The organism is Marinobacter pelagius (genome assembly GCF_900114925.1).
Taxonomy (GTDB): Bacteria; Pseudomonadota; Gammaproteobacteria; order Pseudomonadales; family Oleiphilaceae; genus Marinobacter; species Marinobacter pelagius.
This window is the reverse complement of record NZ_FOUR01000009.1, coordinates 74,446-93,624: the sequence shown is the minus strand read 5'-3', so window position 1 is coordinate 93,624 and position 19,179 is coordinate 74,446. Positions and strand designations below refer to the sequence as shown.

The 19,179-nt window shown below is 59.0% G+C and carries 14 protein-coding genes; 4 read left to right on the top strand and 10 right to left on the bottom strand.

Annotated features, from left to right (window positions below; all coding sequences use genetic code 11):
* Positions 1-5: 5 nt before the first annotated feature.
* Genes BM254_RS16090 through BM254_RS16080 form a run of 3 tightly spaced genes read right to left on the bottom strand, consistent with a single transcriptional unit; the run spans position 6 to position 1,750 of the window.
* Positions 6-605: an ATP-dependent zinc protease family protein gene (locus BM254_RS16090; protein ID WP_092006122.1), complete on the bottom strand. Its 600-nt coding sequence runs from the start codon at positions 603-605 to the stop codon at positions 6-8.
* Positions 605-1,177, bottom strand: a complete 573-nt coding sequence (locus BM254_RS16085) for an acyl carrier protein phosphodiesterase (protein WP_092006119.1) — start codon at positions 1,175-1,177, stop codon at positions 605-607. Before BM254_RS16085 ends, BM254_RS16090 begins: the two co-directional genes overlap by 1 nt.
* 33 nt (positions 1,178-1,210) lie before the next feature.
* Entirely contained in the window at positions 1,211-1,750 is a 540-nt protein-coding gene (locus BM254_RS16080; protein ID WP_092006116.1) for a porin family protein, read from the bottom strand.
* Between the two features lie 250 nt (positions 1,751-2,000).
* Between BM254_RS16080 and BM254_RS16075 the strand changes: the two genes are divergently transcribed.
* On the top strand, positions 2,001-3,413 hold the full coding sequence (locus tag BM254_RS16075) for a TrkH family potassium uptake protein (protein ID WP_092006113.1): 1,413 nt from the start codon (positions 2,001-2,003) through the stop codon (positions 3,411-3,413).
* 11 nt (positions 3,414-3,424) lie between these two features.
* On the opposite strand, the gene glgP (BM254_RS16070) is transcribed toward BM254_RS16075, so the two are convergent.
* The 6 genes from glgP (BM254_RS16070) to glgC all read right to left on the bottom strand — a co-directional run bounded on the left by glgP (BM254_RS16070) (position 3,425) and on the right by glgC (position 11,705).
* On the bottom strand, positions 3,425-5,950 hold the full coding sequence (gene glgP, locus BM254_RS16070; RefSeq protein WP_092006110.1) for an alpha-glucan family phosphorylase: 2,526 nt from the start codon (positions 5,948-5,950) through the stop codon (positions 3,425-3,427).
* 37 nt (positions 5,951-5,987) lie between these two features.
* Positions 5,988-6,758 carry an SDR family NAD(P)-dependent oxidoreductase gene (locus BM254_RS16065; RefSeq protein WP_092006107.1) on the bottom strand — a complete coding sequence of 257 codons (771 nt, stop codon included), beginning with the start codon at positions 6,756-6,758 and terminating at the stop codon, positions 5,988-5,990.
* A 20-nt stretch (positions 6,759-6,778) separates the two neighbouring features.
* Positions 6,779-7,141: a PilZ domain-containing protein gene (locus BM254_RS16060; protein ID WP_092006104.1), complete on the bottom strand. Its 363-nt coding sequence runs from the start codon at positions 7,139-7,141 to the stop codon at positions 6,779-6,781.
* A gap of 100 nt (positions 7,142-7,241) precedes the next feature.
* Complete coding sequence (gene malQ / locus BM254_RS16055) at positions 7,242-8,723, bottom strand: 4-alpha-glucanotransferase (RefSeq protein ID WP_092006101.1); 1,482 nt, start codon at positions 8,721-8,723, stop codon at positions 7,242-7,244.
* Positions 8,720-10,450, bottom strand: a complete 1,731-nt coding sequence (locus BM254_RS16050; RefSeq protein ID WP_092006098.1) for a glycoside hydrolase family 57 protein — start codon at positions 10,448-10,450, stop codon at positions 8,720-8,722. The genes malQ and BM254_RS16050 overlap by 4 nt, the downstream gene beginning before the upstream one ends.
* Entirely contained in the window at positions 10,440-11,705 is a 1,266-nt protein-coding gene (glgC, locus tag BM254_RS16045) for a glucose-1-phosphate adenylyltransferase (RefSeq protein WP_092006095.1), read from the bottom strand. Before glgC ends, BM254_RS16050 begins: the two co-directional genes overlap by 11 nt.
* A 195-nt stretch (positions 11,706-11,900) precedes the next feature.
* Here glgC and glgB point away from each other — a divergent pair, with 195 nt between their 5' ends.
* Genes glgB through glgP (BM254_RS16030) form a run of 3 tightly spaced genes read left to right on the top strand, consistent with a single transcriptional unit; the run spans position 11,901 to position 17,830 of the window.
* Entirely contained in the window at positions 11,901-13,787 is a 1,887-nt protein-coding gene (glgB, locus tag BM254_RS16040) for a 1,4-alpha-glucan branching protein GlgB (protein ID WP_092006092.1), read from the top strand.
* On the top strand, positions 13,784-15,241 hold the full coding sequence (gene glgA / locus BM254_RS16035; RefSeq protein ID WP_092006089.1) for a glycogen synthase GlgA: 1,458 nt from the start codon (positions 13,784-13,786) through the stop codon (positions 15,239-15,241). The genes glgB and glgA overlap by 4 nt, the downstream gene beginning before the upstream one ends.
* A 36-nt stretch (positions 15,242-15,277) precedes the next feature.
* Complete coding sequence (gene glgP / locus BM254_RS16030) at positions 15,278-17,830, top strand: alpha-glucan family phosphorylase (protein WP_092006087.1); 2,553 nt, start codon at positions 15,278-15,280, stop codon at positions 17,828-17,830.
* On the opposite strand, the gene BM254_RS16025 is transcribed toward glgP (BM254_RS16030), so the two are convergent.
* Entirely contained in the window at positions 17,827-19,005 is a 1,179-nt protein-coding gene (locus tag BM254_RS16025; RefSeq protein WP_092006084.1) for a 1-acyl-sn-glycerol-3-phosphate acyltransferase, read from the bottom strand. The genes glgP (BM254_RS16030) and BM254_RS16025 overlap by 4 nt on opposite strands.
* Positions 19,006-19,179: the final 174 nt, after the last annotated feature.

The window sequence follows — 19,179 nt, the reverse complement described above, 5'->3', positions numbered from 1 at the left end:
TGGAATCAGCGAGCCACTCTCGCCTCTTCCTCGGCGGCTACCTCTTCCAGGGTGCTGTACTCGCACTCCTTACTGGCGATGAAGCCGTCGGATGAGTCCACCAGAATGTTGTCGTCGCGCATGAAGCGGCGGCCAAGGAGTACGGGATAGGAGAACTTACCGCGATCGGTCAGCGAGAACTGGGTAGTGTGCATTGTTCCTGCGATGCAGAACTCCAGATCGACCACATAGCGGCGTTGGGATGGTGCGCCCTTGCGTTTGATGAGTACCGTCCTGCGCACCGGGCGTTCCAGCACGATCACCACATCGTCATGCTTGAACTCGCCCTCAGCTGGCTGATCCTCATGATCTCCCAAGGGAATTTCAAAGCTCACCCACCGTTCCTCGTTACGGGTGAATTCCTCGACATTCACCGCATGAAGAGACGATGTTTTCGCCCCGGTGTCGAGCCGGGCCTTGAGTCTCAGGCGAGTATCTTTCATGACCACCCACTCGACGAACCCCAGGGTTTCGGGAACCCGGTCGCCGTTACCTGTTTTTTCCTCAGCCATGGCAGACGTAGCTGCCAGCGATAACATCAGCAGAACAGTAGTCAGAAACCGCATTAAAATCCCTTCGCAATAGATTGAAGATCTGGGAAAAATTCAAGAAACCGCTCTTCAAGCTCCGGTCGGTGATCGTGGATTTCCTCAATCATCCCCTCAAACCGGTTGGCAAACCGGATGCGGGAGGCGACCCGGTCCAGCGCCTGTCCTATATTCTCAAGGTCCTGATAGGCTCCGAACCAGTCGTAGTCCACCATCCTCGCTGTTACGCGCGCCATTTGTGGCGGCATCAGATGGCGATTTTCATTCAGCTCCCGGTAGGTGCGCTCGATAAACCGGTCGCAATCATGATCACTGAACCTGTACCAGTGTTTCAGCAGGAAATGGTCGTAGAGTATGTCCAGCGCGACACCGGCAAACCGTCTGCGCTGTGACGAGAAAAGCCGTTTGGAAGCGAGAACCTGGGGATGGCGATCGGTAAAGGTATCCACCGAGAAATGGTGCCGCACTCCCCGGTGAACTTCGCCTGGTAACGCCGATAGTTCGACGCCCCGGGTGAAGTCACCGAGAATGCTGCCCACGCGGGCTTCCGGGGAATCCGGTGCGAGGAATACGTGGGCAAGATGGTTCAAATCAACTCCCGATTCGCTAACTCAGAGAAACGATCAGAAATTAAGCTGGATGCCTACGCCGAGGCCATCGAGCTCAACATTGTCGTCGTCATAGTAACGCATGTATTCCAGGTTACCGGACAGGTTCGGGGCGAACTCCATGTTGGCGCCGATACCGTAGGAAACATCGGAGTCATCGTCTTCTACTGAACCAACTTCAGCCTCAACCCGGGTGAAACCCAGGACCGCATACGGCGTTACCGGGGATTCATTGGCCAGGTTGAACGTGGCGTAGCCTCCATAGAAGTTGTCTACGGAGACATCTACGCCGTTGATCGTGTCGTCGTCAACGCCAAAGCCGGCACGGGCCTCGATGCCGAGGAAGGGGGTTGCCATAACCCCGACCTTGCCGGAAAGGGTGCCCACATCAGCATCGTAAGGCCCCAGCTCGGCGCTCATGAAGGTATAATTCAAGCCGGCATACAGCCCGCCAACACCGGATTTGTACATGTCCTGAGCCTGGGCCGCGCCCGTTGCCAGGAGTCCGCCAGAAAGGGTTGCCAGCGCCAGTGCAAGTGATTTTGTACGAGTCATAGCTTGTTCTCCTTAACCGATTCTTCGGTGTTCATCACTGAAAATGCACCAACCCCACGCTGTTTGCCATAGTAAAGATCCGAATTTACCTGTTATTTACGCCGATTTAATTTCGGCTTCATCGCATGCTAAGGCCTTGACTGCCTTGCGGAAGACGGGGCCTGCAGGTATTCTGGCGCGGACTTCCGGTTCAGCTGGCTAGAGCATCCTTTTGAGAAACCTAAGCCCTGTCATCTTTATTGTCAGCGTTATGTTTGTGCTTCTCAGCATATTCATGACGTTACCGGTGATTTTTCTTGCCGGGTCCGAAGCGCCCAATGCCATGGCGTTTGCGGAATCGGCAGCGATTGTCTGCGGTCTCGGCGTGCTCGGTATTGTCACCACCTATAAGCAGCCTCGGGATCTGAAGCCCCGCTTCATGTTTGTGCTCACCGTCTCCAGCTGGTTTATCATCGCCCTCTTTTCGTCCCTGCCCTTTTACCTGAGCGACCTGCAGATTTCAGCGGCCGATGCCTTTTTTGAAGGCACCTCCGGCATAACGACGACCGGTGCAACGGTTTTAAGCGGGCTGGACGACATGGATCGGGATCTGCTGCTCTGGCGTTCGATCCTGCAATGGATAGGCGGTATCGGGATTATCGGCATGTTCGTTGCCGTATTGCCGTTCCTGCGGGTGGGCGGGATGCGCCTCTTTGCCACTGAATCCTCCGAGTGGACGGACAAAGCCCTGCCGAGAATGAAAACCCTGAGCCGGGGGCTGCTGGTCGTCTACGTTACCTTTTCGGTGATCGCGGTCCTGACCTACTGGGCCTCCGGCATGACCCTGTTTGATGCCTTCAACCACGGGTTGACCAGTATCGCAACCGGGGGATTCTCAACCTCTGATCTTTCCATGGGCAAGTTCAATGACCTGATCCTCATGGAAGCCACGCTCTTCATGATTATCGGCAGTCTGCCCTTTTTCCTGTTCGTACGGGAAATGCACGGTCAGCACGGGGTGTTGTTCCGGGACCAACAGGTGCGCATGTTCCTGGCCATCCTGCTGATCGTTCCAGCCTTGCTGACACTTTATCGCTGGTGGGTTTCGCCGGTTCCGTTCGATCCGATTCACAATTACGCCGCCACCCTGTTCAACGTTACGTCCGTCGTCACCACGACCGGCTACGCCTCCGAGGATTACAGTGCCTGGGGGCCGCTGGCGTTCGTGCTGTTCTTCTTCCTGATGTTTGTGGGCGGCTGCTCCGGCTCGACCGCCGGCGGTATGAAGATATTCCGGTTCCAGTTGTCCCTGATCATCCTTCGGGAACAGTTGATGCGCCTGCTGCACCCCCGCGCGGTGCTGACCAGGAACTACAATGGCCGCTCGGTCAGTGACGAGATCATCTCCTCGATGATCGCCTACACCTTCATATTCCTGTTGTGTCTACTTCTGATCACCGTCGCCCTGGCGGCGATGCAGCTCGATTTTGTAACGGCGTTGTCCGGCGCGCTCACCTCCCTGACCAATGTCGGCCCGGGCCTGGGCGAGATCATCGGGCCCGCGGGCAATTTCGGCCCGCTGCCGGATGCAGCCAAGTGGGTCCTGTCTGTCGGGATGCTGATGGGCCGGCTCGAAATCCTCAGCGTGATTATTGTCCTCTCGCCGGCGTTCTGGCGGGGCTGATCCCTACCGGATTAACGGAGCCAGAGCACCGAGGCGTTTTCCAGGGGCAGGTTCAGGCGATCATCCCTCACCCGGATTCTGGGCGTGTAGTGGCCTTCCGGACGGGCAGGAACCGTGCACTGATAGATCCAGCCCCGGGCCGAACCCTCCATGGCCTGTTTGCGCTCCATGGGATGAACCTGCCTTGGTCCGTATTCGGAGGCTTCCGCAATCAGCTCAACCCCGATGTGTTCTGCCGGCACTCCATCCAGATAGACATCCACCGTGAAGGTCTGTTGCTGGTCCTGTTCTTCAACCTCGATCGAGGTAAACCGGAGCCGGGACCAGTGAGCATTGATCTCGCGGGATTCCTGGACCAGGGCGTGTGCGGTATCCGGATCCCTCTGCCTGCCCAGCGCCACCATCGGTCGGTAGAAATCCTCCACGTATTCCCGAACCATCCGATTGGCGGAATAGTGCGCCGTCAACTGGTCCATGCTGGCCCGGATCATGGTGATCCAGTCCCGTGGCCGACCCTCCTGGTCAACCCGGTAGAACGCAGGAACCACCTGCTGTTCCAGAAGATCGAACAGTTCCCGGGCATCGGATTCGTCGTGATCATTGGTATGGCTGAGTTCCTCGAAGGTCGCACCGGGTCTGATTGCCCAGCCCACATCCGGGTTCCAGGCTTCCGCCCACCAACCGTCAAACTGGGACAGGTTCAGCCCACCATTGACCAGGACTTTCATGCCGCTGGTGCCGCAAGCCTCCCACGGATGGCGCGGGGTATTGAGACAGACATCCACGCCCTGGACCAGCTGATTCGCGACGCCCAGATCGTAATCCTCGATGAACACCACCTTGCCCTCGGCTTCCGGCATTCTCGAAAACTGTTTCCAGCGCCGGATCAGCTCCTTGCCCGACTTGTCATAAGGGTGAGCCTTGCCGGCCAGCACGATTTGTACCGGTTTGTCCCGGTGATTGAGCAGCGCCAGGAGACGGTCAGGGTCACTCAGCAACAGATTTGGCCGCTTGTAGTCCGTAAAGCGCCTGGCGAAGCCCAGGGTCAGGGTTTCGTTGTCGAGGAGCAGGCCGCAGGCCGCCGCGGGGTCGTTGCCCGGATTATGTTCACAGTGCTGGCTCGCCAGGCGCCGACGCAGGTAGTGGATCAGGCGTTTCCGCTGGGAAAGGCGCATGTTCCACAAATCCTGATCGGATATCTCGCTCATCGGGCAAGTGGCTTGCATCGGTCGACGCCAGCGATCCTTGCCGCAGGCGCGGGTCCACAGTTCGTCAGACTCCGGGGAATCCCAACTTGGCGTGTGAATACCGTTGGTAACATATTCCACGGGAATGTCTTCGGAAGGCCAGCGGGGGAAGAAGTCCTGAAGAATCGTCTGGGAGACCTTTCTGTGAATCCTGCTGACGCCGTTGACGCGCCCGCTCATGTTCAGTGCAAGCCAAGCCATGTTCAGTAACGGATCGCCGGTGGTGTCCTGATCCGAGTTGTGGGTCCCCAGGTCCATCAACTGGTCCACGGTCAGATCCTGCCCGGCCAACCAGGGGTCCAGGTAGAGTTGCACCAGCCGTCTCGGAAAACGGTCGAAGCCGGCGGCCACAGAGGTATGGGTGGTGAACAGGTTGGTTGCCCTGGTTGCCATGCGGGCGGTATCAAAGTCCCGCTCGTTGTCATGGGCCCACCCGAAAGCACGTTCGAGGAGGGCCAGCGCACAGTGGCCCTCGTTAATATGGCAGGCAACTGGGTCCCGTCCCAGGGCCCGGAGCAAACGCCAGCCGCCAATGCCGAGGACCATCTCCTGCTGCAGCCTTTTTTCCGGATCACCACTGTACAACTCACTGGTGATACCGCGATCTCCGGGTTCGTTGCGGGGGTCGTTGCTATCGAGGAGCAATAGCTCACAATGCCCTACCTGCCCGACCCAGGCCCGGAGACGCACATCCCGACCCGGCAAAGGTACAATCACCCGCAGCCACTGATCATCCTCATCCCGTAGTGGTGAAACCGGCAACATGGTGGGGTCGTTGTAGGGATAGAATTCAAGCTGTTCGCCATCGGTACTGATGGCCTGCCGGAAGTAGCCCTGCTGGTAAAGCAGGCCAACAGCAGTGACAGGAACGCCAAGGTCACTGGCTGCCTTCAGGTAATCCCCGGCGAGTACGCCGAGACCACCACTATAGAGCGGAAGTGACTCGCTCAGACCGTATTCCATGCAGAAGAAGGCGATGCCACGGTCCAGTTCGTCCCGGCAGTGCTCGGAATACCAGGTTCTGGCGCGAACGAACAGCTCGTGGGCATCCATCTGTTCCCGGTATCGGGCCAGAAATTCCGGATCCCGGCTGAGCTCGTCCAGGCGCTCTCCCGAGGCACTGTTGAGCACCAGCCAGGCATTCCGGGTACTGTCCCAGGTTTCCTGGTCCAGAGTACGCCACAGCACGTCACTGCCGTGATGCCAACTCCATCTAAGGTCCAGGGCAAGGGAGAACAAACCATTAAGGGCCTCAGGCAACTGCCTTGGCCGGTAGGCCGCTAACGTCATTGGTGTTCAAATCCCTTTGTCGCTGTTTGCCAATTAATCAGTGCGCTGTATAGCCGCCGTCTATCACCAGCTCACTGCCGGTCATGAACTTGGATTCCTCGGAAGCGAGGAACACGACACCCCAGGCAATATCGTCCGGTTCACCCATGTGTCCCAGCGGATGGAGCCCCGCTGTTGCCTGCTTGGCGGCATCAAGGTCGTCCCCCGTAGTTTTCAGGTGGCCTTCCACCATCGGGGTCCATATAAAGCCCGGGTGGATGGAGTTCGCCCGGATGTTGTCCGGTGCGTAGAGCATGGCATCGGTCTTGGTCATCAGCCGTACCGCACCTTTCGAAGCATGGTAAGGAGGTATATCCGGCGCACTGACCAAGCCGTAAATGGAAGACATATTGATAATGCTGCCGCGCCCGGCCTTTTTCATGTGGGGGATAACGTGCTTGGTACAGAAGAATACGCCTTTAACGTTAACCCTCTGGACCAGGTCCCACTCCTCCTCGGTCAATTCGTGGGTCGGCTTGTTCGGGCCGGAGATGCCTGCGTTGTTCACCAGTACATCAATGTGGCCGAATTTGTCCGCAGCCTCGTTGATGGCAGTCTTCACATTCTCCTCGTCACCCACATCGCAATGCCAGTAGGCAACCTGGTGGCCTTCCCCGGAGAGCTTCTTCACCAGGGCATTTCCTTCATCGTCCAGGCAATCCAGGATCGCCACCGCGGCGCCCTCCTCTACCATCCTGGTAACCGCCGCAGCGCCAATACCGTGTGAGCCGCCGGTGATCACGGCGACCTTGCCTTTCAGTCTATCCATAACAACTCCAGAAGAATCAATCAGTAGACCCGATATTTCGGGGACGAATCGTAGTTGAAAGTTGCGTGGTGGCTTGCCAGCCAGTTGAGAAGTTTGGAGATACCCAGAGCATCATTGTCAGCGCCGTCAAAATCCAGGCCCAGCCCTTTGGCGGATTTCCGGACGACGTGGGCCTTGAGCCTGCGAAGGGGTTTTTCGGTTTTCTCCGGGTAGCAGAGTTCCAGTTCGAGGGTCTGGTTCAGATTTACATCATCATAGTCGGTGGAGACAAATACGCCTCTGCGTGAGGCATTGCGGACCTGACCGGTGGCGACCGGCATTCCACGTTTATAGACCAGGAGTGAAAGTTTACCCGGGACGCGTTTACTAAGCCTGTGTTCCATTTGGTCCTCCCTGAACAGGTTTGACGTCTATCAAGAATTGCCTGTTTTTTATACACCAGCGAAGATGACAGCATGTTGACACTGGTCAACATATGACCAATCAGAACCGAATTCGTTCATGCCTCGAGATCTCTTCCCGGATTTTTTCCGCAAGCTCGTCCGTGCACTGTGACAGTTCCAGTTGCCAGACCCAGTTACCCTCTATTGTGCCCGGCGTGTTGAACCGCGCCTCCGAGCCGAGCTGCAGAAAATCTTGCATCGGAACCATGGCCAACCAGCACACCGAGCGGAACGCTGCATCCACGATTGGCCAGGGCATTCCCGTACCATCGGTACCCAGATACCGGTTCACGTAATCCCGAGTGTGGTCATCCAGGCTCAGGTACCAGCCAAGGCTGGTATCGTTATCGTGGGTGCCGGTATACACGAGGTCACCCGGTTCGTGCCGATGCAGCAGGTGCGGATTATCCGGGCTGCCATCAAACCCGAACTGGATGACGGTCATTCCGGGCAGCCTGAACTCCCGACGCAACTGCTCGACCTCGTCACTGATGATGCCCAGGTTTTCCGCAACCAGCGGCAATCCGGGGAATCGCTCAAAGCAGGCCTCAAGGAACCTGCGGCCAGGGCCGGCAACCCAGTAGCCGAACCGTGGTTCAGGGGTTGTTGCAGGAATCTCCCAGAACGATTCCAGGCCCCGGAAATGGTCAATCCGGATCAGGTCGAACAGTTGGCGCTGGCTTTCCAGCCGTTGCAGCCACCACTGGTACCCGTCTTCGTCCATGGCATCCCAGTCATAGAGCGGATTGCCCCAGTGCTGGCCGTCAGGCGAGAAGTAATCCGGTGGCACACCGGCGACTACGGTGGGGTTCCCCTCGCCATCCAGCTTGAACAGGTGACGATTCGCCCAGACATCGGCGCTGTCGTGGGCCACGAAGATCGGAATATCACCAAACAGCAGAACGCCGCGCTCGGCAGCATAGTCCCTCAGCGAGTGCCACTGGTGGTGGAACAGGAACTGCTCGAACCGGATGGTCTGCACCGATTCCGCATTTTCCCGGACAAACTGCGCAAGCGCTTCGGGATGCCGATCACGCAATGGTGCCGGCCATTCGGGCCAGCTTATACCCGGCAGCGTCTCCCGGATGCCGCAAAAGATCGCAAAGTCTTCGAGCCAGTCATCCTGTTTATTACAGAAATCTTCGAAATCCTGGTGGCCCAGCTGCCCTTCCCCGTCGAAAAAACGCCTGGCGGCCAGTTTCACCAGTTCTCGCTTGCTCCTGTCGGCGGAAGGGTCTAGCTCCTCCCGCCGTAACAGACCAAGCGTGACCAGCTCAGAGAGATCGATAAAATCCGGATTACCGGCGTGGGCGGAAAGCGACTGGTAGGGTGACAGATCACTGTGCGTCGGGCCCACCGGCAAGGTCTGCCAGACGCTCAGACCACTTTTCACCATGAAATCCACGAAGCGTCGGGCATTGGCACCAAGGATGCCATACTGCCCCTCGAGTGCTGTCGGATGCAGCAAAACCCCGGCGCGACGTGCCTCGAAAAGACGTTGCGATATCTCCTCCGTACTCATGGCGCCTCAGCATCTTTGTCATGGCCGGGCCGCATGGCGCCGCCGCGCGCCGGTTCCCCGCCACCCTGGCTCAGTTGCTGGAACACCGACGGTGGCGCCGGATAACCAATCCTTTCATACAGATTGACCAGGTGCCGCCGGTACAGACGCTCGAAATCCTGGACGATCTGCGCCGGGTTATAATCTCCGAACCACCAGAACCAGTCAGAGCCTTCACACAATGCGAGTTGTCGTTGCGCCGCGTGCTTTTCTTCGGAGTTCAGGCTGCCGTTATCCATGACCCGGTCGTAATGGGTTTTTGCCTCGCAAAGCAGGTCCCAGGCACGGTTCTTGTCTGGATCCCCGATCCAGGTGGAAAAGGTGCCGTAGATCCAGCTCCCGGCAACCAGGTGTGGAAGCTGCACCGGTTCGGTGACCGGTTGTTCGAGCAGCTCACTGTAGGTCGCCAGCCTCAGCCGCGGGTGATCCTCAAGCACCGTATAAAGCCGGTCGAGGAAATGGATGCCGTTTTCCGGGTAGTATTCCCAGGCATTCTCACCATCCAGGATGACGGAAATGACCGGCCGTGGTTTTCCCTTGGCATGCCCGGCGATATTTTCCATGTGGTGAACGAGGTCCCCCACTGCATCCTCGGCGTGCCAGTCCGCGTAGTTGAATCCGATCAGATCGGACAGGCCATCGTCCCGGAAAAATACCGTTACCTCGTTGTCGCCAAAGCGGAAGGGCTGATGAATACCGGCCTGCTCGGGTAGCTGCCCATTTTCCCGGGCCAGGTTCATGCTGTTGTGAATGACGGAATCACCACTCGCCGTCCACTGGAACCCGTGTTTCCCAAGCTGTGCCAGGGTTGCCTGGCTGAGACCGCCCTCGGATGCCCAGCAGCCCTTGGCATCGATTTCGAAAAACCGTTTGAATGTTTCCCGAGCCTGCTGCAACTGCCAGCTTGCCCGCAAGTCTCCGCCGGGATAACGGGAATGTGAGGGCAAGGCGATATCCGGCATCGCCTCCCGGGCCGATTCGAGATCCAGCAGCAGAGGCAGGATCGGATGGGTATAGGGGCTGACGGAGAGCTCCACCTGCCCGGTCTTCGCCAGATGCCGGTAACGCGGGCCGATACCGGCCATCACCTCGAATATCACATCCAGTAGCGCAATCCGGTCATCCAGGGTGAACCCGGTCCCTTTTTCCTGGAGACTCTGGATACAGGCGTTACGCTGGCGAACTATCTCTCCCATCCAGCCCAGGTGATACCAGACCAGCAGATCGGTCAGGAAGGTGGACGAGATATAACGCTGGATGTCCGGTTTGGAGCGGTAGAACTCGGCCAGGTCGGCAAGACGGGCATAGGCGGGAAAACGCTTGATAATCCGATCAGGGTTGGCCCTCAGCGCCTTGTTCATGAGGTCCTGGAAGGCCGGGCTGCCGGTTTCAGGCAGGGTTTCGGCAACCAGCGCCGCCAGGAGCGGATCGCCGATGGCCCCGGCCCCGTGCCGCCACCGCTCGATCTGGACCAGGTAGGTTTCGATCTGCTCCAGCAGCACCGGCGCAAAGTTCACCACGGCCCGGGCCTTTGGATGCGCCTCCAGGTGCGCGGCCATGTCGCTGTAATCCTTGATGGCATGCAGATACACCCAGGGAAACAGGAACTGGCCGGTTTTCAGGTCCTGGTAGCCCGGTTGGTGCATGTGCCAGCACAGCACCACCGGCGTCTTTGCATCAGAGGCCATGGGGATAGTCCTGTCCGAGCATCTCGGGTGTCACCAGAACAACGCCTTTCGGGGAAACGTGAAATCGTTTGCGATCTTCTTCCTCGTCAAATCCGATATGGGTGCCTTCCGGAATCTTGCAGCCTCGATCGATCAGGGCCCGTTGGATCTTGCAGTTCCGCCCGATTTCAACATCCGGATAGATGACCGAATCGGATACCTCGCTGAACGAGTGCACCCTTACCTGAGAGAACAGGAGCGAATGCTTTACCATGGCTCCGGAAACGATGCAGCCGCCGGCAACCATCGAATCCACAGCGGTACCCCGGCGGTTTTCGTCATCAAAAACGAACTTGGCCGGAGGCAGCTGCTCCTGGTAGGTCCAGATCGGCCAGTTGGAATCGTACAGATTCAGTTCCGGGCTCACCCCGATCAGCTCCAGATTGGCCTGCCACAGGGAATCAATGGTGCCCACGTCACGCCAGTATGCCGGCCCGTTCTGCACCGGGTCCCGGAACGGAAACGCCATGACCCGTAACCGCCGAATCACGGACGGGATAATGTCCTTCCCGAAATCATGGGAGGACGTGCCCTGTAACTGATGGTCCCGGATCAGTTCCTCGAACAGGATCCGCGTGCTGAACACGTAAATTCCCATGGATGCCAGCGCCTTCCCCGGCCTGCCGGGCATGGGCCGGGGCTTCTCGGGTTTCTCTTCGAACTCACGGATCCTCATCTCCTCATCCACATCCATGACCCCGAAGGCCGAGGCATCCTCGATCGGCACCTCGATACAGCCCACGGTAATGTCCGCCTCGCTTTCGACGTGAGCGGCCAGCATGGTGCCGTAATCCATCTTGTAGATGTGGTCGCCTGCGAGGATCAGGACATATTCCGGATGGTGGCTGCGAATGATGTCGAGGTTCTGCAGCACCGCATCAGCGGTACCCTCGTACCAGGAGGTTTCGATCCGCTGTTGTGCCGGCAACAGTTCGACAAACTCATCAAGCTCTCCGCGCAGGAAACTCCAGCCGCGCTGGATGTGGCGGATCAGTGAATGGGATTTATACTGGGTGATTACGCCGACCTGCCCTATGCCCGAATTGATGCAGTTGGACAGTGGAAAATCAATAATCCGGAACTTTCCGCCGAAGGGAACGGCGGGCTTGGCGCGCCATTTGGTGAGATCGTAAAGCCGGGAGCCCCTTCCCCCGGCGAGTACCAGAGCAAGTGTCTGGCGAGTGAGGCGACTGACAAAACGCTGAGCCGTATGCATGAATCCTTCCCTGCAAGCCATCGTGCTTGATGCTTACTGCCGTGAGCCTTTGCGGCACATCGACAGTCTTCTTACCGCCGTAATAATATTAGAACAATATCACGGGATTATGACGTAGAATTGTTACAGGTCATTTTTTGAACGCGCATACGGGCGTTCAATACCCGGGAACCCGGTAAGGAAGATGCGTGGTCTATGGAAAGCCCGACCCTGAGCGAATTTGATTTATACCTTTTTGGCGAAGGCCGCCACTGGCACATCTACAACGTGCTGGGAGCCCACATACAAACCCGGAACGGTACCGAGGGTGTGCGGTTCGCAGTCTGGGCACCCAATGCCACTGCGGTCAGCGTTGTTGGCGACTTCAATGACTGGACTCCCGGGCACCACCCCATGACCGTTCACGGGGCCTCCGGCGTCTGGTCCGTGTTCATTCCGGGTGCCGGCGCCGGTAGCCAGTACAAGTTCGCCATCACTACCCGGTCCGGCAAGCAAGTCTTCAAGACCGATCCGTACGGCCAGTTTTTCGAACTTCGCCCCTCCACTGCGGCCGTGGTGGTGCAACGCGGCAGTTACAGTTGGGGGGATGGCGACTGGCTGTCCCGGCGCAGCAAGTGGGCCTGGCAGAAATCGCCGGTCTCCGTGTACGAGGTGCATGCCGCTTCCTGGCAACACCATGGATCAGGGCGATGGCTGACTTACCGGGAACTGGCGGACCAGCTGATTCCCTATGTCCGGGAACAGGGCTTCACCCATATCGAATTGCTGCCGGTTACAGAACACCCGCTGGACGAATCCTGGGGCTACCAGACCACCGGCTACTTTGCCCCCACCAGCCGTTTCGGCACGCCCGACGATCTGCGTTACCTGATCGACCAGTGCCACCGCAATGACATTGGCGTGATCCTGGACTGGGTGCCCGGCCACTTTCCCGAAGATGAACATGCTCTGGCCAAATTCGATGGCACCGCGCTGTACGAGCATGAGGACCCGCGCCGGGGACAACACAAGGACTGGGGCACCCTGATCTACAACTACGGTCGCCACGAAGTTAGCAACTTCCTCATCGGCAGTGCCCTGTACTGGCTGGACACTTTCCATATCGACGGCCTGCGGGTGGATGCAGTCGCCTCCATGCTTTACCTCAACTACTCCCGCAATCCCGGCGAGTGGTTGCCCAACATTCATGGCGGTCATGAGAATCTTGAGGCCATCGACTTCCTGAAAAGCCTGAATCAGACCTGTCAGAGCCGGTTCCCCTGCACACTGGTGATCGCCGAGGAATCCACCTCCTGGCCGCGGGTAACGCGCCCGCCGGAAATCGGTGGACTGGGATTCAATCTGAAGTGGAACATGGGCTGGATGCACGATTCCCTGGAATACCTGCAGCAGGATCCCATCTACCGCCAGTATCACCACGACAAGCTCACGTTCGGCTTGCTGTATGCGTTCTCCGAAAACTTCATGCTGCCGCTCTCCCACGATGAGGTGGTCCACGGCAAGGCCAGCCTGCTCAACAAGATGCCCGGTGACGACTGGCAGCAGCGCGCCAATCTCCGCCTGCTGTTCAGCTTCCAGTTCACTTACCCCGGCTCCAAGCTGCTGTTCATGGGCGGGGAATTCGGACAGCGACGGGAATGGAGCGAATCCCGCGAGCTGGACTGGTACCTCCTGCAATACCCGGAACACCGCGGTCTGCAGAAACTGGTGCAGGACCTCAACGGCCTGTATCGGCGGGAGGCTTCCCTGCACGCCCGCGATTACTACGGCGATGGCTTCGAATGGATCGACTGCCACGACTCACCCCAGTCGATCATCAGCTACCTGCGCCGTGCCGGGGACGAGGTCACCGTGGTGGTGATCAACTTCACCCCGGTGCCCCGCTATGGCTACCGAATCGGCGTTCCGTACGGAGGGCGTTGGGTAGAGGTGCTGAACTCCGACTCGGAATACTACGGAGGGAGCAATGTCGGCAATCCATACGGCCTGGAAGCCCGTGAGGTGCCCTGGATGGATCGCCCCTGTTCTCTCGAAGTCACGCTGCCGCCGCTGGCAGCCGTCGTTCTCAGGCCGGAATCATGAAACGGGTTCTTTTCGTTACCAGTGAAGTCTATCCGGTTATCAAGACCGGTGGCCTTGCGGATGTCTCGGCCAGCCTGCCTGAGGCTCTGAGCCGTCAGGACTGTGATATCCAGATAATTCTGCCCGGGTACCCGGCTGCTCTTGAGGCCGCACGCACCGCCGGCAGCCGGCGCAAGGCACGACTCAGTATTGGTCAGTACCATGTAACGCTCTGGCGCACCCGGCTGCCCGGCACCGCCGTAAGCCTCTGGCTGGTGGACTGCCCCGCGCTTTTTGACCGGCCGGGCAATCCCTATCAGAACGAGGAAGGCCAGGACTGGTGGGACAACGCCCATCGCTACCAGCTGTTCTGCCGGGTCGCGGCCATGATGGCCAGCGGCCAGCTGGGACTTGGCTGGGCGCCGGACATCGTGCACTGCAACGACTGGCAGTCCGCCCTGGTGCCGGTTTTCCTGGATCATCTTCCCAACCGGCCCGGCACCGTATTCACCATCCATAACCTGGCGTACCAGGGTCTGTTTTCCCAGGAGACCTTCCGGGCGATGGGTCTGCCGGACTCACTCTGGCGCTTTGAGCGGCTGGAATTCCACGACCAGCTGTCGTTTATCAAGGGCGGGCTGGTTTACGCCGACAGGATCACCACGGTCAGTCCCACCTATGCCCGTGAGATCCAGACCCCGGAGTTCGGGTATGGTCTGGATGGCCTGCTGAGATACCGCTCTGATCGCCTCTCCGGAATCCTCAACGGCATCGATACCCGGATCTGGAATCCCTCGGATGATCGGTATCTCGACTTTCATTACGGGCCGGACAGCCTCAGCAACAAGAGCCAGTGCAAGGCCCGCCTTCAGCAACAGCTCGGGCTCGAAGTGAACGGTGCGCCCCTGTTCGGGTCCATCGGACGGCTGGTGGAGCAGAAAGGCATCGATTGGCTGCTGGCTGTCATTCCGCCGCTGCTTGAAAAGGGCTGCCAGTTTGCCATTCTTGGCTCAGGCGAGGCGCGATATACCGATCCCCTGCGGACCCTGGCGCGGGAGCATCCGGAGCAGGTGTCCCTGACCGTGGGTTATGACGAGCCGCTGGCACACAGGATCACCGCCGGAGCCGACATGTTCCTGATGCCCTCCCGTTTCGAACCCTGTGGCCTCAACCAGATGTTCAGTCTGCGCTACGGCACGATTCCGGTTGTCCATGCTGTAGGCGGACTAAAAGATACCGTGGTGGATCCAGGCCAGGCAGCTGGCACCCGCGCAACCGGCTTCTGCTTCGAGCGCCCCAACGAGGATGCCTTCCTGCATGCGATCGACCGGGCTCTGGAGTACTACAGTAACCGCAAACAATGGCGACACCTGCAGCGCAACGGCATGGCGGGTGATTATTCCTGGAAGTACCGGGCCCGTGAATATCTGGCCCTGTACCAGTCGATTCTGACCGAACAATGCAAACGAAACTGACGCCACGTCAGCAGGTTCCTTTACAGGAGGACGACCATGAGCAAGGCCACTGAGTTCCGGCTTGAAGCACGCCCCAGGATTCCGGAAGGTCTTGAACGACTGGAAGAGCTGGCCAACGATCTGTTCTACAGCTGGGATCACGGCGTCAGGAACCTGTTCGCCCGAATTGACCCGGTACTGTGGCAGCGCGTCGAGCACAATCCGAAGCTGTTCCTTCGCCGGGTAGCGCAGGAGCGACTGGATGATGCCGCACAGGATCGGGCGTTCCTTGCAGAATACCGCCAGGTTCTGAGTAGTTACGATGTCTACGTGGAGTCTGAACCAGGGCCTGAAGTGACCGAAATACTGGATCCCACGCGGGACCTGGTGGCCTATTTCTGTGCCGAGTTCGGTTTCCACGAGAGCTTCCCGATCTACTCCGGCGGTCTCGGGATTCTCGCGGGGGATCACTGCAAGGCGGCCAGCGACCTGGGCCTGCCCTTCGTGGCCGTAGGCCTGTTGTACCAGCAAGGCTACTTTATCCAGACCATAGACGCCCAGGGGCATCAGATCGCCCGCTACAAATCCCATTCCAGTGACGAACTGCCGATCTCGCCCGTTGAGGTGAATGGCGAACTGCTGAAGGTCAGCGTGCCCTTCCCCGGTCGGACCGTTACCGCGCGGGTCTGGGAGGCCCGGGTCGGCCACATCCGCCTCTACCTGCTCGACAGTCACACCCCGGAAAACAATGACGAAGACCAGAACCTGACACTCCAGCTCTATGGCGGCGACGAATCCACCCGGATCAGCCAGGAAATGCTTTTGGGCATCGGCGGTACCCGGGTGCTTGAGGCGCTGGGTCTGCAACCTTCCGCCTGGCACATCAATGAAGGCCATGCCGCCTTCCAGATCCTCGAGCGGTGTCGGCAGTTGCTGCAGCAAGGCATCGAATTCGCGGCGGCTCTGGAAGCCGTTGCCGCCTCAACCCTGTTCACCACCCACACACCGGTACCGGCCGGCCACGACATCTTTTCACGGGAACTGGTCCAGCATGCCCTCGGCACCTACCTGGAAGAGTCCGGTCTGGACATGAACAAGGTCTTTGCCCTCGGTTCCCGGGATGGCGGCCACAACTTCAACATGACCAGCCTGGGGCTGCGGGGCTCCCGTTTCCACAACGGTGTCAGCCGAATCCACGGTGGCGTGGCATCGCAAATGGAGGGGTATGTCTGGCCTCAGGTACCACCGAACGAGAATCCGATCGGTCACATCACCAACGGCGTCCACGTGCCCACGTTCCTGGCGCCGGAATGGGCAAGCCTGTTCGACATCCAGGCACCCACCTGGAAAAGCGAGTTGCGTAATCCTGAATTCTGGAATTTTGTCGATCACATTCCCGATTATCACTACTGGAGTGTGCACAAGGCCCTGAAGCAGCAAATGGGCGAATTCGTGGTGGAGCAGCTGGCGCGGCAACACGAACGCAACGGCACTGGCCACTCGGTAACCGAACGGATGACGCGGCAGCTGGTTTCACCGGAAAAAGACACCCTGGTGATCGGCTTTGCAAGGCGGTTCGCCACCTACAAGCGCGCCACCCTGATCTTTTCAGACCTGGAACGGCTCGAACGCCTGCTGACCGATCCGGATCATCCGGTGGTGCTGATTTTCGCCGGCAAGGCACACCCGAAAGACAATCCCGGGCAGCAGCTGATCAAGGTCATACACGACCTCTCCATGCGTCCCGCCCTGATGGGCCATATCATCCTGCTGGAGGATTATGACCAGGCCATGGCCCGCTACCTGCTCGCCGGTGTCGATGTCTGGCTCAACAACCCGGAGTACCCGAAGGAAGCCAGTGGAACCTCCGGCGAGAAGGCGGCCCTCAACGGCGCCCTGAATCTCAGCGTTCTCGATGGCTGGTGGGGTGAAGGTTATGACGGTACCAACGGCTGGGCCATCACACCCAGGGATACTGGTCTGGATCCGGAATTCCGTAATGAGGAGGAAGCCCGGGACCTTCTGGACCTGCTGGAGTTCGAGATCATCCCGCTGTATTACGACCGCGCCTCCCAGGGCTATTCCAAGGGCTGGGTAGCCCGCTCCAAAGCCTCCATGAAGACCATAACCCCCAGGTTCAACAGCCAGCGCATGGTGATGGACTATGTGGAAAACTACTACGAACCGGCCTCCGCCCAGGGCCGCAGGTTACTGGCGGATGGCGCCAGCACGGCCCGTGAACTGGCAGAGTGGAAAGCGAGGGTGCGCGAGGCCTGGCCGGGCGTGTCAATTTCTGTCGTTGGCTGCGTGGAGTGCCGGTGTGCCTATGATGAGACGGTCGAATTACGGGTCGAGGCGGTGCTCAATGGCCTGACCGCCGAGGATGTCCGGGTGGAATGCCTGGTTACGCCGGAATGCACCGGCAGCCACGATGCGCCCGGTACCGATCGCTTCCTGCTTACCATGGAAAGCGTGCAGGACGGTAAAACCGTGTTTGCAACACGGGTTCCACCGCCCTATCCCGGCCTGCAGACGCTCCGGCTGCGCATGTATCCCTATCACCCGGCCCTGACCCACCTGCTGGAGATGGGCTCAATGCTCTGGGTCTAGCGGGAATTGGCCTGGAGTGCGGTGACCACCGGGTTGGCGTACATATCCAGCAGGTAGGGCCGGATGGCGGGCTCACAGGCCTCCAGCCGCCGTTCCATCTCTGCCTCTGCGGCTGCCATATCTGCCGGTGACCAGGTTTCCGCAGTCACGACCGACTCGGTCACCGTTTCCGGCGTAGCGTGGGCGTCCGGATGGAGTCCCCGTTGCTGGTAGGCTACCAGGTTCGAGGCATGCAGGTGGTAATTGGCGTGCATCTCATGATCGATCCGGCTCGCCAGTTCCTTGGGGTTTTCCGGAGCATCCGCGATCGGCGCGCCAAAGTGCACATGCACATGGCCCTTGAACCCGGTCAGGCCCTTCACGATCTGCTCGCTGTCCTCTCCCTCGGTCTTGGTGTAGCTGCCGGTCCGCGCCCGGGTTTCCAGCTCTTTGGCCTTGTCCACATCACAGGGGTCGTACTCGTAGGAAATCGATACCGGCACGATATGCAGGCGGTTCATCGCCTCACCGAAGCTCAGCCCGCTCTTCTTGCGGCTCATGTAGAACATCTTGATGATGGCCGGATCGGTGTAGTCCAGACCGTCCTTGGCGCGACCTTCCCGCTGGGCGATCCAGATGCTGTGGTTGGTGTCGATGCTGTGATTGATGAACGCGGATAGCGTCATGTACGCGTCCCGCATTTCCCGCGGGCTGGTCATGTTCCGGCGCACCACGAAGCTCTTGTTGAGCCGCATCATTTCGGCAAATACCCGGTTCTGGAGCAGGTTGTCACCAATCGCGATGCGCGTGGTGTAGAAACCGTTCTGGAACAACAGGTAGTTGACCACCATGGGATCGAACACGATGTCCCGGTGGTTGGAAATGAACAGATGGGCGCTGTGCTTGTCCAGGTTCTCCAGGCCACTGGTGGTGACCCGGGTAGTGGTGCCCTCAACCAGCTCACCCACATAAGACGACAGTCTGGCCTGCAAGTCATCCACGCGGGTGAAATGGCCGAAATTGCTGATCAGCCAGCGGCGGAGGAAAAACCGCAGTACCGCAGGCGCCCAGCGCTCCAGAGTGGGCGACTTGAAACGCCCGACCATGTCGAGAAACTCCCGGTCATTGACCAGGCGCTGGATGGCCGGACCGGTTTCTTCGTCCGAATACGGACGGATGGCATCAAATTCTTGCATTGAAACCCTGTTGTTATCGTATCTAACGGATTACGCCGGGAAATGTCTGGTTCAAAAACGGCGGTATTGTAGCGTTTCTGAGGCAGCTTTGCCTCACCCGAAAGCCGCCTTGACCAACCTGCCGGATTATTCTGGTATCATCCCATCCGCGCCACGGACATGGCGCCATCTCCC

Coding starts and splice junctions, on each gene's coding strand:
- BM254_RS16090 (WP_092006122.1), bottom strand. CDS start 605: ATGCGGTTTCTGACTACTGTTCTGCTGATGTTATCGCTGGCAGCTACG.
- BM254_RS16080 (WP_092006116.1), bottom strand. CDS start 1,750: ATGACTCGTACAAAATCACTTGCACTGGCGCTGGCAACCCTTTCTGGC.
- BM254_RS16075 (WP_092006113.1), top strand. CDS start 2,001: ATGTTTGTGCTTCTCAGCATATTCATGACGTTACCGGTGATTTTTCTT.
- glgP (WP_092006110.1), bottom strand. CDS start 5,950: ATGACGTTAGCGGCCTACCGGCCAAGGCAGTTGCCTGAGGCCCTTAAT.
- BM254_RS16065 (WP_092006107.1), bottom strand. CDS start 6,758: ATGGATAGACTGAAAGGCAAGGTCGCCGTGATCACCGGCGGCTCACAC.
- BM254_RS16060 (WP_092006104.1), bottom strand. CDS start 7,141: ATGGAACACAGGCTTAGTAAACGCGTCCCGGGTAAACTTTCACTCCTG.
- malQ (WP_092006101.1), bottom strand. CDS start 8,723: ATGAGTACGGAGGAGATATCGCAACGTCTTTTCGAGGCACGTCGCGCC.
- BM254_RS16050 (WP_092006098.1), bottom strand. CDS start 10,450: ATGGCCTCTGATGCAAAGACGCCGGTGGTGCTGTGCTGGCACATGCAC.
- glgC (WP_092006095.1), bottom strand. CDS start 11,705: ATGCATACGGCTCAGCGTTTTGTCAGTCGCCTCACTCGCCAGACACTT.
- glgB (WP_092006092.1), top strand. CDS start 11,901: ATGGAAAGCCCGACCCTGAGCGAATTTGATTTATACCTTTTTGGCGAA.
- glgA (WP_092006089.1), top strand. CDS start 13,784: ATGAAACGGGTTCTTTTCGTTACCAGTGAAGTCTATCCGGTTATCAAG.
- glgP (WP_092006087.1), top strand. CDS start 15,278: ATGAGCAAGGCCACTGAGTTCCGGCTTGAAGCACGCCCCAGGATTCCG.
- BM254_RS16025 (WP_092006084.1), bottom strand. CDS start 19,005: ATGCAAGAATTTGATGCCATCCGTCCGTATTCGGACGAAGAAACCGGT.